This window comes from Rhodococcus sp. 320_ES (genome assembly GCF_059691855.1).
Genome location: NZ_JCAWAG010000001.1, coordinates 328,853 through 344,647, shown reverse-complemented (window position 1 = coordinate 344,647; position 15,795 = coordinate 328,853). Strand labels below are relative to the sequence as shown.

Below are 15,795 nucleotides of genomic sequence, written 5' to 3'. Positions count from 1 at the left end.
GTCGATGCCTCGTTCGGCCGTCACGATCATGCCGTGACACCTGTCATGGGCGGTACATTCACGACCATGAGTTCTCCGGTTCCGCGTCGGCGCGGTGGCTTGTCGGTGCGCCTGCTGGCGCTGACCCTACTCACGACGATGCTCGCACTCGTCGGCGCGCAGACCGCGGCGGCCGATCCGCCGCTGCGGCTTCCGAACCAGATCACCGACACCGTCGGCGCTCTCGACGGCAGCACGGCGGACGTCCAGTCCGCGATCGACGACCTGTACGACGCTCACCGCGTGCGGTTGTGGGTTGTCTTTGTCGCCGATTTCGACAATCTGGACAACGAGGCCTGGGCACAGCAGACGTCCGCTCTGAGCGACCTCGGTGTGAACGACGTCCTCATGACCGTCGCGACCGTCGACCGTTCCTACGCGATCGACGTTCCTCAGCAACTCACGTCGGTCAGCGACCAGGAATTGACCGACCTTCGCACCGACGCCATCGAACCTGCTCTCGGGCAGGATGATTGGGCCGGAGCTGCCATCGCCGCGGCCGGCGGCCTGTCGGACGACATCGCCACCGACAGCTCCTCGTCGAGTTCGTCCGGTCTGTGGATCGCGGTGGCCGTGGTCGTCGTGATCGCCATCCTCGTGGCCTTCTTCCTGCGACGACGTCGCAAGGCGAAGTTGGTCGCCGCCGTGGAGTCCGCGAAGTCCATCGACGAGACCGATCCAGCCGCGCTCGCCACCCTGCCCGTGGAGGTTCTCGACGAGCGGGCCAAGGCGATCCTCGTCGACACCGACAACGCCATCCGCACCAGCGCCGAGGAACTCGAGACGGCGCGCGGTGAACTCGGTGACGCCGCCGCGAAGCCGTTCCTCGACGCTCTCGACGGCGCCCGGTCGGCACTCGCCGGTGCCTTCACGATCAGGCAACGGCTCGACGACGCCATTCCGGAGACGCCGCAGCAGCGCCGCGACATGCTGACCGAACTCGTGCGTTCCTGCGCCGAAGCCGACCGGCGACTCGACGAGCAGGTCGACGCGTTCGACAACATCCGCGACCTGCTGATCGACGCACCGAACCGACTCGACGCGTTGACGCGGGACCACGTGGCCCTCAGCGTGCGCATCCCGGAGTCGCAGAAGGTCCTCGACGGGCTCAACGCACGATTCCCGGCAACCACGCTGGCGCCGGTGGCCCACAACGTCGATCTCGCGACAGGACAGCTGGCCCTCGCCGATCAGAACATCGACGCCGGTCGCACCGCCGCCGCGTTGCCCGTCGGGCAGCAGGGTCCGGTTGTCGCCGCCGTGCGCACAGCCGAAAGCGCACTGGCGCAGGCGCGGTCGCTGCTCGATGCGGTCGATCACGCCGAGGCCGACATCGCGAACGCGATCGCATCGCTGCCCGCCGCGATGAAAGACGTGCAAGCCGACATCAAGACCGCGGAGCAACTCGCCGCGCACGGCGGTGCACCGCTGGCCGCGGCCAAGGATGCTGCCGCGGCGGCTCTGGCGCGTGCCGAGACGTCGCAGGAGAGCGATCCGCTGGGCAGCATGAACGCCATCGTCGCCGCCGATTCGGAACTCGATTCGCTGCTCGCCGCGGCCGCGGAAACCAAGACGCAGCGTGAGCACGCCGCGCAGCGCCTGGCGCACGACATCGACGCCGCGGCGGCGCAGGTGCGTGCGGCGGGCGACTTCATCTCCACCCGCCGCGGCGCCATCGGTGCGGAGGCGCGCACCCGGTTGTCCGAGGCGGAGCGCAACCTCGCTGCGGCGCGGCAACTGGCGACGACGGACCCCTCGCGCGCGCTCCAACATGCCGGTGCCGCATCGCAATACGCGTCGTCGGCGTCGCAGATCGCGCAGTCCGAGGTGGACCAGTGGGATACCCGTCAGCGAGTTCGAGGTGGGTACCAGGGCCGATCGGCCGGGTCTCAGGCCGGCGGAATCCTGGCGGGAGTCCTCATCGACAGCGTGCTGCGGGGCGGGCTCGGCGGCGGCCGTTCCTACGGCAATCGGGGAAGCGGCGGATTCGGTGGAATCGGCGGCGGCCCCGGATCGTTCGGTGGTTCGTCCAGCTCGGGCCGCATCGGGCGGACGTCCGGTGGCCGCTTCTAGGATCGCCGCCGCCGGGGCGGTGGTCGCATTGCTGCTCGCCGGCTGCTCCACCGCACCGTCTCCGGCGCCGCCGTCCGACATGACCGCGTCCGCGTACCGCAGCCGCGTCGACGACGCCACCGGTGGGCAATTCCAGATCACCGTGACCAACACCGGCGAGCGGCCGGTGGAGGTGCATTCCGTTGCGCTCGACTCTCCCGGATTCGTCCCGGTGCAACCCTCGGTGCGCGAAGTACAGCTCCAGAGGGGCAGCCGCATCGACATACCGACGCTTTACGGCGACGCGATCTGCGATGCGAGTGTGGAGCCGCTGACAGCCCGACTGTCCGTCACCCGCGACGGGGAGCCGCAACAGGAGATCGACGTTCCACTCGAGCAGCCCTACGACATCATCGACCGCATTCATTCCGAGGAATGCACGGCCGAACGCGTCGACTCGGACGTGTCGATGACCTTGTCCGTGTCGGCCCAGCCGGCTGTCGAGACGGCACCGCTGGAGGCGAACCTTCAGGTCGCACGCGGCGACTTCGACGGGCCCCTTCGAGTCGACGAACTCGACGGGAGCCTGCTCTACGGTCTCGCTGCGGCCCTGCCGGTGACGCTCGATCCCGGCACGGAGTCCACGACGATCCCGCTCACGATCACCACGGCGTCGTGCGAAGCGCACGTGATTGCCGACTCGAAGAAGCCCTTCGTCTTTCCGATCTACCTCGCGTTCGGCGACGACAAACCGGTGTACGCGCGCATCCCGGTTCCCGCCGACGTGCAGCGCCAACTGGTGGCGTACCAGCAGACGGCGTGCCGGCGCTGAGTCAGACGCCGATCAGCCTCGACGCCAGGTAGCCCTCGACCTGGTCCAGCGCGACGCGTTCCTGCGCCATGCTGTCGCGTTCGCGGATCGTGACGGCCTGATCGTCGAGAGTGTCGAAGTCGACCGTGATGCAGAACGGGGTACCGATCTCGTCCTGGCGACGGTATCGGCGACCGATGGCACCGGCGTCGTCGAACTCGACGTTCCAGTGCTGACGCAGCTGAGCCGCAAGATCTTTCGCCTTGGGCGTGAGGTCCGCGTTGCGACTGAGCGGCAGCACTGCTGCCTTCACCGGCGCGAGTCGGCGGTCCAGACGCAGCACCGTGCGCTTGTCCACGCCGCCCTTGGAGTTGGGGGCCTCGTCCTCGTGGTACGCGTCGACCAGGAACGCCATGAGCGAACGGGTCAGTCCCGCAGCAGGTTCGATGACGTACGGGGTGTAGCGCTCGTCGTTTGCCTGGTCGTAGTAGCTCAAATCCGTACCCGAATGCTTCGAGTGCGTCGACAGGTCGAAGTCGGTGCGGTTGGCCACGCCCTCGAGCTCGCCCCACGCGCTGCCCTGGAATTCGAAGCGGTACTCGATGTCCACGGTCCGCTTGGAGTAGTGCGAGAGCTTTTCCTTCGCGTGCTCGTACAGGCGCAGGTTCTGCGGATCGATGCCGAGATCGGTGTACCACTTCATGCGGTAGTCGATCCAATACTGGTGCCACTCTTCGTCTTCGCCCGGCTTGACGAAGAATTCCATCTCCATCTGCTCGAACTCGCGGGTGCGGAAGATGAAGTTGCCGGGCGTGATCTCGTTGCGGAAGCTCTTGCCGATCTGGCCGATGCCGAACGGCGGCTTCTTGCGTGACGTGGTCAGCACGTTCGCGAAGTTCACGAAAATGCCCTGCGCGGTCTCCGGGCGGAGGTAGTGCAGGCCCTTCTCGTCGTCAACGGGTCCGAGGAACGTCTTGAGCAGACCCGAGAACGCGCGCGGCTCGGTCCAGCTTCCGGGCTCACCCGTCTCGGGATCGCGGATGTCGGCGAGGCCGTTCTCCGGTGGGTGTCCGTGCTTTTCCTCGTACGCCTCGATGAGGTGGTCGGCGCGGTAGCGCTTGTGCGTGTGCAGCGATTCGACGAGCGGATCGGAGAACGTCTCGACGTGGCCCGACGCCTCCCAGACCTCGCGCGGAAGGATGACGGACGAGTCGAGCCCGACCACGTCCTCGCGGCTGGTGACCATGTTGCGCCACCACTGCCGCTTGATGTTGTCCTTGAGTTCGACGCCGAGAGGGCCGTAGTCCCATGCCGATTTGGTTCCGCCATAGATCTCGCCGCACGGGAACACGAGTCCCCTGCGCTTCGCGAGGTTGGCGACGGTATCGATCTTGGACTTCGGTGCCACGGGGCTAGCTCTCCATCGACTCAGTAGTGCGTCCAGGTATGTGGTGCTCGATCAGACTATCGGGCCGAGTTGACATGCACGAACCTGCATATCAAAATGGTTATGGTTTGCAATAAGGGAGTGGGGTCACATGCAGGACGAGACGTTCGTCGAACTCGAGACACACGAAGACAACCCCTTCGTACCCGCTCCACCTGCGCCGTTACCGCCCAAGGACACGCTCGCGGCCGCGGGCGACATCCTGCGGGCGCTCGCCGCTCCCGTGCGCATCGCGATCGTTCTGCAGCTCCGCGAGTCCGAGCGTTGCGTCCACGAGCTGGTGGGTGCGCTCGGAGTCACCCAACCTCTCATCAGCCAACACCTGCGTGTGCTCAAGTCCGCCGGTGTGGTGCACGGGGAACGCAACGGGCGCGAGGTCATGTACCGGCTCGTCGACGACCACCTCTCCCACATCGTCGTCGACGCCGTCGCGCACGCAGAGGAGGGCTGATCTCGTGACGACCGAACCCGGCCCCACTGTCCGCCGGCCCATCGGCGTGCGCACCACCAAGCAGCGCAACGCCATCTCGGACCTCCTCGACACCATCGACGAGTTCAAGTCCGCCCAAGACCTGCACGACGAACTGCGCAAGCGCGGCGCCGGCATTGGCCTCACCACCGTCTATCGGACCCTCCAAACACTGGCCGACGCAGGCACCGTCGACGTTCTGCGGACCGATTCGGGAGAGTCCGTGTACCGCCGCTGCTCCTCCGGCCATCACCACCACCTGGTGTGCCGTCAGTGCGGCTACACCGTCGAGGTCGAAGGCGCGGCCGTCGAGGCCTGGACCCACAAGATCGCCGACGACAACGGTTTCACCGACGTCCAGCACACCGCTGAGATCTTCGGCACCTGCACGGAGTGCGCACAGAACTGACGTCACAGCGCGTCCCGGAATTCCGTCATGAACGGTGACGGCGACCGCTGACGAGTTCGCCACGAGTGCACCAGCCACATCTCGATCAGCTCGGGTCGCACCCCAGCCTGACGCGCCCACCGCGACAGCACCTCGCAGTATTTGCGGTAGCGCTTCACCGTCATCCCGTTCGCGACCGGTTTCTCGACCCATCCGCGATGCACCAGTTCACACAGAGCCTGCTCGTCCACCAGTTGCGGCCGGTCGATCATGGCGTCGTTCCCCGCCGCCCACGCGAACAACGACAGGGTGACCGGACCGAATCCGGGCGCCTTCGGCCAGCCGGACCACCGTCGTTGCGGACCGAGATCGAACAGCGCCGGCGGGCAGCGGCACTGCTTCAGCGCCAGCTCGATGCGCTCGAACGGTGCGTCCCGTTTGTCGTCGGACAGGTCGCGAGCGTCGGCGAACCTCTTCGCCTTCGTCCGTGAACGGTTGCCGATCAACCAGGCGGCACAGAGGTACAGCGTCTCCAAATCTGTTCTCGTGTAGTCCGATTCGAGATCACGACGTTGAACGAAGCCGATCCCCGTGTCGGTGTCGAACCCGTCGAACGATCGCGCGAACATGCGCACCGGAATCTTGGCCGAGCGTAGGCGTGTGTTCCACCAATCCAGGTCCACCTCGGCCTGATCACCGAGGACCTCGTATTCGTACGATCGCGCGCGGCACCATGCGATGCATGCCTCCGGAAGTGCAGGTTCCCCAACCTCTGCTGTCATGGGCGAGATGGTGACATGCAGCACCGACACTGCCGCTGCCCGAATTCGGCGGGTGCGATCATGTGGCCATGCTGATGACGCTTCGCTGGCTCGTACGCCTGATCGCGACTCGAAACGTACATGCCACGATCGGTCAGCCGTACTCCACGACCTTCCGCGTCATGCCGTCCGACTTGGACATCCTCATGCACATGAACAACGGCCGGTACCTGTCTGTGCTCGACGCCGGCCGCACCTCGTATCTGGTGAAGACTGGCCTGTGGCAGCAGCTACGAGCACGCAAGTGGCACCCGGTAGTCGCGGCGCAGACCATCGTCTATCGCCGGTCGCTGCAGTTCGGCACCAAGTACACCGTGCGCACGACTTTCGTCGGGTTCGACGCGAAGAACGGATACTTCGATCAGGCATTCGTGGTCGACGGCCGCGAATACGCATCCGCGGTGGTGGCAATCCGCTACCTGGACGAGTCCGGAGCCTCGGTACCTCCGTCGGAAGTGCTTGCGCTGACGGGTGACTGGTCCCTCCCCGAGGTACTGCCCGACTGGGCGACGGCGTTGTCGGATGCGGTGCGGCCTGCCTGATGGGTGAGGCCCGTTCGGGCACTCGTGATCGCAGGTGGCCGGAGCTCGTGCACCTCGGATAGTTTCGGGCAGTCCTGATTGCGTGTGCACGAAGCGAACTGCGATGCGCGAGAATCGATCAGGGCAATACGCGCACCTTGCAGACATACGCGTACGGCGCAGCGTGCGCCCACGTCTGAACGGTAGGCGTATCGCTGGGGCGCTCCCCGATGGCACCCTCAGCATCACGTCGCGCACCGCCAATTGCAGGTGCGCCAAGCTCGGGCACCTCCCATCGCGCCGCGCAGCCTCAATCGAAAGCGCCCGAAGCAAACCGCGGTGCCCGGCGACGCCACGGGCCCCTCCTCTAATGACCGCGCACAACTTTGCTCAACCGCGCGCACAATAACCCGCGCGGTCAGACGAATCCGCGCGCGATCACCACGACCCGAAGCGAACCGTGATGCCCACAGCACGAATCACAACGGCCGCAGCCCCTCCCGAGCCTTCTCGACCCCGGACAGCACAAGCACCAGCATCGTCATGAGCGGTTCGTCGTCCAACCCGGTGGCCGGGAAGGCGTACCGCATCACGATGTCGCCCAGCTTCCCGGTGCTGGTGATGGCAATGGATCCGAACTGCGATTCGGCGTTCCGCTCCGCCACCTTCTTGTGCAGCGCCGGTTTGATGGGCCGGTCCCACGCCAATACCGCGGTGAGCGACAGCACTTCGAGGCCGGGAGACAACGCGAGCGCGCGCAGGGAACAGAGTGCACCCGCGTAGCCGAACCCCAGTGAACCGTCCTCGCTCACCGTCACATCGGCAAAGTTCACCAGCGCCAATCGCGCCCGATCCTGGAGCGCCGCAACAACTTCGTCTTCGCTCATTTCACACCACCGAATCGTCGATCTCGTTGGGCGTACTCGAGGCAGGCGGCCCACAGGTCCCGTCGGTCGAAGTCGGGAAAGAGCTTCTCCTGGAACACCATCTCCGCGTACGCCGACTGCCAGAGAAGAAAGTTCGAGGTCCGCTGCTCACCGGACGGGCGCAGGAACAGGTCGACGTCGGGCATGTCCGCCTCGTCGAGGTACTTCGCCACCGTCGCCTCGGTGATCTTGTCGGGGTTGATCTCTCCCGCTACCGCGCGGCGCGCGATTTCCTTTGCCGCGTCGGCAATTTCGGCCCGACCACCGTAGTTGACGCACATGGTCAATGTCATGACCGTGTTTTCCTTGGTGAGCTCCTCGGCAATTTCGAGTTCCTTGATCACACTGGCCCACAGGCGAGGACGACGCCCCGCCCACCGAACGCGAACACCCATCTCGTGCATCTCGTCGCGCCGGCGGCGGATCACGTCACGGTTGAAGCCCATCAAGAAACGCACTTCGTCGGGGCTGCGGCGCCAGTTCTCCGTGGAGAACGCGTAGGCCGACAGCCACGTCACGCCGATGTCGATGCATCCGCAGACGGTGTCCATGAGCACCGCTTCGCCGCGCTCGTGGCCTGCCGTGCGAGGTAACCCCCGATCCTGCGCCCATCGGCCGTTGCCGTCCATGACGAGGGCGACGTGGCGGGGTACGAACTGCGCGTCGATCTTCGGCGGTGTCGCGCCCGACGGGTGTGGATCGGGCGGGCGGACAACCCTGTCAGGCCGAGCTTGCTCGCGTCGTCGAATCACGGTCTTCATCCTGCACCACAGCAGTCGTCAGCAGAGCCGGTACCTGCTTCTGCGAGCGCTCGATCAACGGCAGCGTGCGCAGCTTCCGCTCGAGATGCCATTGCAGGTGCGCGGCCACCAGCCCGCTGGCCTGGCTGCGCACCGACTCCGAGGTGGCCACTGCGCTGTCCCAGTCGCCGACCTGGAGCGCGGTCATCAGGTCCAGCACCCCCAGCGCAGGTGTGGATGCTCCCGGCGGGCGGCAATGGATGCATACCGAGCCGCCGGCGGCGACGTGGAACGCACGGTGCGGGCCGGGTGCCGCGCACTTGGCGCATTCGTCGAGCGAGGGCGCCCATCCGGCGAAGTTCATCGACCGCAACAGGTACGCGTCGAGAATCAGTTCGCTCGGATGAACATGGGTGCTGACGGCGCGCAACGCTCCGACGGTGAGATGGTGCAGCCGGGGCGCCGGGGCATGCTCTTCGCCAGCCAGCCGTTCGGCGGTTTCGAGGATTGCGCACGCGGTGGTGTACCGCCCGTAGTCGGCGACGATGTCTCCGGCGAACGCGTCGATGGTCTGCACCTGCGTCACGATGTCGAGATTGCGACCGGGGTACAGCTGCACGTCGATGTGCGCGAACGGTTCGAGGCGAGCGCCGAACTTCGACTTCGTACGACGCACGCCTTTCGCCACCGCGCGGACCAGGCCGGTGCGACGGGTGAGCAGGGTGACGATGCGATCGGCCTCGCCCAGCTTGTGCTGGCGCAGGACCACGGCGTTGTCTCGATAGGGTCGCATCTCACCTCCTCACGGAATTACATCACCAGTATTCACTACGCGCGGCCCACAGAAACCGGTGATCACGGCGAGATCGTTCGACTATTCGCGAATTCCGAACATTTCGACCGTGATCACCGCGAGACGGGACCGAACGCCCCCTGCACATTCTTCAACGTCTTCGCAATGTTCCGACGCTGGAAGTCCGCGAACATCGACCCTCGCGTCACGATCCTGTCGAACACCGCAGCGGCGAAGTCCGGCCACGGCCGGTCGTCCGTCCACGTCTCGGTGACGCGAGTGCCGCCGTCGACCGGTTCGAAGGTGTACTCCCAGGACGCGTTGCGCGCCTTGATGCTCGGGGTCTTGGCTCCGATTCCGTGCACTCGGAAGGCGAACCGGCGTCCGGGGTCCGCGGCGGTCACCGTGCACAACGTGACCCAACGAGCCCCGCCGCGCTTGTTTCGGCCCACGAACTCCATCCCGACGTACGCCTCACCGCGGGCGTCGGTCACCGTCGCACCGCGATTCTCCGGGCTCCACTCCCCCATGCGCGTCGGGTCGGAGAGGGCGGAGTACAGCGACATCGAATCAGCGGCAACGACCACGCTGTCGCTGACGGTTTTCGTACGGCTCATGACACTCGACACTACGCACCGAACAGCAGACCCAGGACATACGTGGCAGCCGCAGCGCCGTACCCGATCGCCAGTTGTCGCAGCGCCCTCTTCACGGGCGGGCCTCCGCTGAGAAGGCCCACCACCACGCCGGTTCCCAGCAGGGCGATGCCCACCAGGACGGCCGCGACGACCAGCGCGACGTATCCCTGGAGGCCGAACAGATAGGGCAACACCGGAATGATGGCGCCGGACGCGAAGAAGCTGAAACTTGCTGCGGCAGCGCCCAACCCGGTTCCGATGGATTCGTGGTCGTCGACTTCCGCGGCGTCGTCGTCGCCGAAGTTCCGGCCGCCGAGAACCTCCGCTGCTCGCGCGTCCGCATCCTCCTCCGACATTCCGCGGGCGCGGTAGACGAGGCTCAGCTCGTTCGCGTTGACGTCGAGTTCGGGAACCGCATCTCGTGCCGACGCGGCCGGGTTGGACGCCTCGAGCAACTCGCGCTGCGAGCGCACCGAGACATATTCCCCGGCGCCCATCGACAGTGCGCCCGCCAGCAGTCCGGCCAAGCCGGTCAGCAGCACGAACTGGTTCGACGCTCCCGATCCGCTGATGCCGAGGACCAACGCCAGGTTGCTGACCAACCCGTCGTTCGCCCCGAAGACCGCCGCCCGGAAGGTGCCCGACAGTCGGCTGCGTCCGCGCGCGGCGAGGGCACGAACCACCTCTTCGTGAATCTGCTCGTCGGCCGCCATCGCGGAGGTGGCGTCCGCGTCGGACGAGTACGGCGACCGCGTCTCGGCCCGCTGCGCGAGCGCCAACACGAATACCGACCCGAACCGCCGCGCCAGCACCCGCAGCATCCGCGAGCGCAGGTCACCACGAACGGGCTTGCCGACGTTGTCGCCCAACAACGTCCGCCAGTGCTGCTCGTGACGCTTCTCCGCGTCCGCCAAGGCCAGGAGGATCTCGCGTTCCTCACCGGTACGCCGACCGGCGAGATCCCGGTAGACGGCCGCTTCGGCGCGTTCGTCGGCGAGGTAGTGGCGCCAGCGCCGGATGTCGCGTGAGGACGGTGCTGAACTCATGCCGACATGATCGTCCGACGTGGACCCGGCGCATCGATCGGGATACTGTTCGTTCGAACGAACAGGAGACCCGGTGACCACTACCGCCCCGTCCGGACTGACCGATCATCTCGCCGCGCTCGGCGCAGGCACCACGTCCGTCGACCTCGTTCGACGCACCCTCGATCGGATCGACGACAGTCAACCCGCCCTGAACGCATTCCGAGTGGTGCGACGTGACGCGGCACTCGCCGACGCGGCGGACGCCGACCGCCGACGCGCCGCAGGAGAGGACTTACCCCTTCTCGGCGTACCGGTCGCCGTCAAGGACGACACCGACATCGTCGGTGAGACAACCGAGTTCGGCTGTCCTGGTGCGTTTCGGCCTGCATCGACGGATTCCGCCGTCGTCAGCGAACTCCGCGCAGCCGGCGCCGTCATCGTCGGCAAGACCACCACACCGGAGATCGGGCAATGGCCGCTCACCGGAGGCCATTTCGGCCACACCCGCAATCCGTGGAGCCGAGACCACACGCCCGGTGGATCGTCTGGAGGCAGCGCGGCCGCCGTCGCCGCAGGGCTCGTGCCGGTCGCGGTCGGATCCGACGGCGCCGGGTCGGTGCGCATCCCGGCGGCCTGGTGCAACCTCGTGGGGATCAAGCCTCAGCGCGGCCGGATCTCGTCGTATCCCGATCGGGAGTCCTTCCACGGCCTGACCGTCGTCGGGCCGTTGGCCCGCACAGTGGCCGACGCCGCTCTGCTCCTCGACGTTCTCCAGGGACCGATGGACGGCGACCGCCATCGCCCCGTCCCCACCACCGTGTCCGACGCGGTGGGCCGCGACCCCGGATCACTGCGCATCGCGCTGTCTCTGCGGTCGGCCTACACCCCGTTCCGCGTCACCCTCGATCCCGACGTGCGGGCCGGCGTCTACCGCATCGCCGACGCGTTGCGCGGACTCGGCCACCGAGTCAGCGTCGACGACCCCGACTACGGCGTCGTGGCCGGACTCGGCTTCCTCCCCCGCTCGATGGCCGGTATCGCCGACTGGGTGGACCGCTTGCCGGACCAGTCGATCATCGACCCGCGTACCCGAGCGAACGCGCGCAACGGAAAGCTCGCGCGAGGGCCCGCGCTCCGGGCCGCTCGTGCAGCAGAGCGCGTCGCGAAATGGCAGATCGGCCGCATCTTCGACAACTACGACGTGGTGCTCGCGCCCACCACCGCCTCGTCGCCACTGCCGCTCCACGCGATCGACGGTCTCTCCAACGGAGCCACCGACCGCGTCATCACCACCGCCTGCCCCTACACCTGGCCGTGGAACGTTCTCGGGTGGCCGAGCATCGACATCCCGGCCGGCTTCACCGCGAACCGGCTCCCCGTCGGTGTTCAGCTGATGGGTCCGGACAGCTCCGAGCGGTTGCTCGTATCCGTTGCCGCGCAACTGGAATCGGTACTGCGGTGGGACGTGATCAGGCCCGAGAAATGGTGGTGAGCGTCCGCGATCGCATCATCGCGGCCACCCTCGACATCGTCGGCACCGACGGTGTCGCCGCGGTCAGCAACCGGCGCATCGCCGCGGACGCCGGCGTGGCGCTCGGGTCGATCACGTACCACTTCGCCACCCAGACCGATCTGCTTCGCGCAGCGCTGCTCGGTTTTGTCGACGCCGAAACCACGCGTCTGGTTGAGCTGGCCGAGCAGTACCGCGACGCCGATCTCGATGTGGAGCGAGCGGCGTCGTTGACAGAGCAGGTCGCGGTGGACTTGTCCGGAACCACGCACCAGCTTGCGTTGTTCGAGATGTACATCCATGCCGGCCGCGACCCCGAGTTACGTTCTGCAGCAGCACAATGTTTCGCCGCCTACGACCGGTTGGCGGTCACGATTCTCGAAGGACTCGGAGCGACGGACCCACAGCAGCTGGCCCCGACGATGGTGGCAACCGTAACCGGCATCCAACTGCGACGCGTGGCCACGGGTGCTGTCCCGGTCGACATCGCCCAGGCAGTCGTCGCGATGTTGACAAACGCCACCCGCTGCGGAGCCGTCGACACCGTGTCCTGATCCGATCAGCAGTGCATACGTGGGATCCGCGCGCCACCGAAATGATCGTAGAGATACGCGGGGAAGAAGAAGTTCTGGTTCCACGTCACCCACTGGCCTTCCCAGATCATCGGCGGTCCGACGAGCTTTCCGCTGCGCCACAGCTCGACCCCGTGGCCGTCCAGAATGGCAATTCCGTCGTAGAACACCCAAACGTCGTCGCTGTCACTCGATTTCGCGTGAGCGAAGAAGTTGGCGCGCCCATCGGGCCACAGACGCAAAGTCATGTGCTCGATTGCGCAATCGCCCGTGTTGTAGCGACTCGGCCAGGCCACATACTTGGACGGAAGGTCGGCCGCGACGATATCGGCCGGCGCGGGGGCAGGGCCTGCGTCCGACAGATCGACGGCGCCGCTGATTGCTTCGATCGGCGGCAGGTCCTTGCAACTGGGCGCGTCGGCGTTATCGCTTGCCGACGTCGTGATCGTGTTCTCGGTCATCGTGACTCCTGAAATGGTGTGCGTCCAACGATCGTCCGATCGCCTGGGACAACCGTCTGCGGTACCGCGCCACAGAACACGCGTAGTGCGCTACTCGACTTCTCGATCGGAGTAGAGCCCCGGGGGCGGTTCGATTCGTGCGCTGCGGGGCACACTGTGATCACTCACGACTTGCTTATCGCTAGGAGCTTCGATGACGACGACAGACCGACCGCGCGACTACGACGAGGCAGACCTGTCCATCGAGAAGCCCAAGACTCATGCCGCGGGCATCACCGCCGTCGCGGTCTCGATGAAACGATCCCTCGAGCGGATGGGCCCGACCCGTACGGCGAAGAGTCTGCTGAAGCTCAATCAAGCCGAGGGCTTCGACTGTATGAGCTGCGCGTGGCCCGATCCGGACCCCGGCCACCGACACGCAGCGGAATTCTGCGAGAACGGTGCCAAGGCCGTAGCCGAAGAGGCGACGACCAGAACCGCGACCCCCGAACTGTTCGCGAAGCACAGCATCGCGGAACTCGAGCAGCACAGTGAGTACTGGCTGGGCCAACAGGGTCGAATCACGCACCCTATGGTCAAGCGTTCGGGCGGAACGCATTACGAGACCATCGACTGGGACGACGCTTTCACAATGATCGGAGAGCAGCTGAAGGCTCTCGAGCCGGACCAGGCGACGTTCTACACGTCCGGACGCGCGTCCAACGAGTCGGCGTTCGTCTACCAGTTGTTCGCTCGGGCGTACGGCACCAACAATCTGCCGGATTGCTCGAACATGTGCCATGAGTCCACATCGTTCGCGCTGCAGGAGACCATCGGCATCGGCAAGGCCAGCGTCGTTCTGCAGGATGTCTACGACGCCGACCTGATCGTCCTCGCCGGGCAGAACCCCGGTACGAACCACCCCCGAATGTTGTCCGCACTCGAGCAGGCAAAGCACAATGGAGCCAAGATCATTGCGATCAATCCGCTGCGTGAGGCCGGGTTGATCAATTTCAAGAATCCGCAGACGCCTCGCGGAGTGGTGGGTCCCGGAACGAAGATCGAGGATCTGCACCTCCCGGTCCGGATCAACGGTGATCTGGCTCTGTTCAAGGCGTTCGGGAAGCTACTCGTTGAGTGGGATGCACTCGATCACGCGTTCATCGACAAGCACACCAACAACTTCGACCTCTGGAAGCAACACGTGTCGGAGGTGGACTGGAACGAGGTCGAGACCGTCACCGGTCTCTCGCGTACGCAGATCACCGAGGCAGCTCGGATGTTGCGGGATTCGAAGAAAACCGTGTTCTGCTGGGCGATGGGTATCACCCAGCATCACAACTCCGTGAACACGATCAAGGAAATCGTCAATCTTGCCTTGGCGCAGGGCAACATCGGCAAGCCGGGCGCAGGACTGCTTCCAGTGCGCGGTCATTCGAACGTGCAGGGCGACCGCACGATGGGCATCTGGGAACGGGTGCCCAAACATTTTCTCGACGCGATCGAGAACGAGTTCGGGTTCGATCCACCCCGTGAGAACGGTCTGGACACCATCGACTCGATTCGCGGGATGCGCGACGGCAAAGTCCACTTCTTCCTCGGACTCGGCGGCAACTTCGCGCAGGCGGCCCCGGATCAGAACGTCACGTTCGATGCGATGCGCAAGACCAAGATGACGGTGCACATCTCGACCAAGATCAACCGTTCCCACCTCGTCACCGGTGACGTCGCTCTGATCCTGCCCGTGAAGGGACGCACGGAGAAGGACGTGCAGGCCAGCGGGCCGCAGTGGATTTCCGTCGAGGATTCCACGTGCTCGGTGCACTCCTCCCGCGGCCCGCTCGATTCGCCGTCGCCTCATGCGAAGTCCGAAGTCGACATCATCACCCGCATTGCCGAGGCCACCATCGGCACCAGGTACGGAATCGACTGGAAAGGCATGCGGGACAACTACACCAACATCCGCACGCACATCTCGCGCGTCGTCCCGGGCTGCGAATCCTACGAGGTGAACGCTCGTCGCCCCGGAGGGTTCGTTCTTCCCCACCCTCCGCGCGATTCCCGAACGTTCCAGACGACATCGGAACTCGCCGAATTCTCGGTCACACCGATCGACGCACTGCACGTACCGCCGAAGCACCTGTTGCTGCAGACCTTTCGCAGCCACGACCAGTTCAACACCACGATCTACGGGCTCAGTGACCGGTACCGCGGAATCGAAGGCGGTCGGCGGGTCATCTTCCTCAACCGCGACGACATCGCCGAACTCGGCTTCGACGACGGCGATCTCGTGGACATCACTACCAGGTGGGACGACGACGACGTCGAGCGCGTCGCGGAGAACTTTCGGATCGTCGAGTACAAGACACCACGAGGCTCGGCGGCTGCCTATTATCCGGAGACCAACGTTCTGGTGCCGCTGGATTCCAGTGCAACGGACAGCAACTGCCCGACGTCGAAATCCATCGTCGTCACGCTGAGTCCGGCGAAAGCCGGCGCCGCAGCGAAGGGCAGGGGCGGACAGGACGAGATGCGGTCGGACGAGAGCCACAAGACTCAGACCAGGCCCGAACACCTCTCCTAGTCCAGACGAGAAGCAG

16 protein-coding genes are annotated in these 15,795 nt (G+C 65.7%); 8 read left to right on the top strand and 8 right to left on the bottom strand.

What is annotated here, in order from left to right; genetic code table 11:
* Positions 1–66: 66 nt before the first annotated feature.
* Together AC59JP_RS01680 and AC59JP_RS01675 are read left to right on the top strand one after the other, a co-directional pair.
* The gene (locus AC59JP_RS01680; RefSeq protein WP_497323885.1) at positions 67–2,112 is read left to right on the top strand and encodes a TPM domain-containing protein; all 2,046 of its coding nucleotides are present in this window, start codon (positions 67–69) and stop codon (positions 2,110–2,112) included.
* A complete protein-coding gene (locus AC59JP_RS01675; RefSeq protein WP_497323884.1) occupies positions 2,099–2,923 on the top strand; it encodes a hypothetical protein in 825 nt (274 codons plus the stop codon). The genes AC59JP_RS01680 and AC59JP_RS01675 overlap by 14 nt, the downstream gene beginning before the upstream one ends.
* Position 2,924: 1 nt before the next feature.
* On the opposite strand, the gene AC59JP_RS01670 is transcribed toward AC59JP_RS01675, so the two are convergent.
* The gene (locus AC59JP_RS01670) at positions 2,925–4,310 is read right to left on the bottom strand and encodes a glycine--tRNA ligase (protein WP_497323883.1); all 1,386 of its coding nucleotides are present in this window, start codon (positions 4,308–4,310) and stop codon (positions 2,925–2,927) included.
* Positions 4,311–4,440: 130 nt separating this feature from the next.
* On the opposite strand from AC59JP_RS01670, the gene AC59JP_RS01665 reads away from it, so the two are divergent.
* Positions 4,441–4,800 carry an ArsR/SmtB family transcription factor gene (locus AC59JP_RS01665; RefSeq protein WP_497323882.1) on the top strand — a complete coding sequence of 120 codons (360 nt, stop codon included), beginning with the start codon at positions 4,441–4,443 and terminating at the stop codon, positions 4,798–4,800.
* 4 nt (positions 4,801–4,804) lie between these two features.
* Entirely contained in the window at positions 4,805–5,227 is a 423-nt protein-coding gene (locus AC59JP_RS01660; protein WP_497323881.1) for a Fur family transcriptional regulator, read from the top strand.
* Between the two features lie 2 nt (positions 5,228–5,229).
* Here the strand turns inward: AC59JP_RS01660 and AC59JP_RS01655 are convergent, their stop codons facing one another.
* Positions 5,230–5,988, bottom strand: coding sequence for an 8-oxoguanine DNA glycosylase OGG fold protein (locus tag AC59JP_RS01655; RefSeq protein WP_497323880.1), 759 nt, complete (start codon positions 5,986–5,988; stop codon positions 5,230–5,232).
* Between the two features lie 74 nt (positions 5,989–6,062).
* Here AC59JP_RS01655 and AC59JP_RS01650 point away from each other — a divergent pair, with 74 nt between their 5' ends.
* Positions 6,063–6,569: an acyl-CoA thioesterase gene (locus AC59JP_RS01650; RefSeq protein ID WP_497323879.1), complete on the top strand. Its 507-nt coding sequence runs from the start codon at positions 6,063–6,065 to the stop codon at positions 6,567–6,569.
* Positions 6,570–7,027: 458 nt separating this feature from the next.
* Here AC59JP_RS01650 and AC59JP_RS01645 read toward each other — a convergent pair whose 3' ends face one another.
* The 5 genes from AC59JP_RS01645 to AC59JP_RS01625 form a co-directional block, all read right to left on the bottom strand.
* Positions 7,028–7,435: a YbjN domain-containing protein gene (locus AC59JP_RS01645; protein ID WP_497323878.1), complete on the bottom strand. Its 408-nt coding sequence runs from the start codon at positions 7,433–7,435 to the stop codon at positions 7,028–7,030.
* Positions 7,432–8,226, bottom strand: a complete 795-nt coding sequence (locus tag AC59JP_RS01640; RefSeq protein WP_497324836.1) for an isoprenyl transferase — start codon at positions 8,224–8,226, stop codon at positions 7,432–7,434. The genes AC59JP_RS01645 and AC59JP_RS01640 overlap by 4 nt, the downstream gene beginning before the upstream one ends.
* Positions 8,195–9,007, bottom strand: coding sequence for a DNA repair protein RecO (gene recO / locus AC59JP_RS01635; protein ID WP_497323877.1), 813 nt, complete (start codon positions 9,005–9,007; stop codon positions 8,195–8,197). The genes AC59JP_RS01640 and recO overlap by 32 nt, the downstream gene beginning before the upstream one ends.
* Before the next feature lie 113 nt (positions 9,008–9,120).
* The gene (locus AC59JP_RS01630) at positions 9,121–9,624 is read right to left on the bottom strand and encodes an SRPBCC family protein (protein ID WP_497323876.1); all 504 of its coding nucleotides are present in this window, start codon (positions 9,622–9,624) and stop codon (positions 9,121–9,123) included.
* Between the two features lie 11 nt (positions 9,625–9,635).
* Complete coding sequence (locus tag AC59JP_RS01625) at positions 9,636–10,691, bottom strand: VIT1/CCC1 transporter family protein (RefSeq protein ID WP_497323874.1); 1,056 nt, start codon at positions 10,689–10,691, stop codon at positions 9,636–9,638.
* A 73-nt stretch (positions 10,692–10,764) separates the two neighbouring features.
* On the opposite strand from AC59JP_RS01625, the gene AC59JP_RS01620 reads away from it, so the two are divergent.
* Together AC59JP_RS01620 and AC59JP_RS01615 are read left to right on the top strand one after the other, a co-directional pair.
* Positions 10,765–12,165 carry an amidase gene (locus tag AC59JP_RS01620; RefSeq protein ID WP_497323873.1) on the top strand — a complete coding sequence of 467 codons (1,401 nt, stop codon included), beginning with the start codon at positions 10,765–10,767 and terminating at the stop codon, positions 12,163–12,165.
* Entirely contained in the window at positions 12,156–12,737 is a 582-nt protein-coding gene (locus AC59JP_RS01615) for a TetR/AcrR family transcriptional regulator (RefSeq protein WP_497324835.1), read from the top strand. The genes AC59JP_RS01620 and AC59JP_RS01615 overlap by 10 nt, the downstream gene beginning before the upstream one ends.
* A 5-nt stretch (positions 12,738–12,742) precedes the next feature.
* Here AC59JP_RS01615 and AC59JP_RS01610 read toward each other — a convergent pair whose 3' ends face one another.
* The gene (locus tag AC59JP_RS01610) at positions 12,743–13,216 is read right to left on the bottom strand and encodes a DUF6294 family protein (protein WP_497323872.1); all 474 of its coding nucleotides are present in this window, start codon (positions 13,214–13,216) and stop codon (positions 12,743–12,745) included.
* A 193-nt stretch (positions 13,217–13,409) separates the two neighbouring features.
* Between AC59JP_RS01610 and AC59JP_RS01605 the strand changes: the two genes are divergently transcribed.
* Positions 13,410–15,779, top strand: coding sequence for an FdhF/YdeP family oxidoreductase (locus AC59JP_RS01605; RefSeq protein ID WP_497323871.1), 2,370 nt, complete (start codon positions 13,410–13,412; stop codon positions 15,777–15,779).
* Positions 15,780–15,795: the final 16 nt, after the last annotated feature.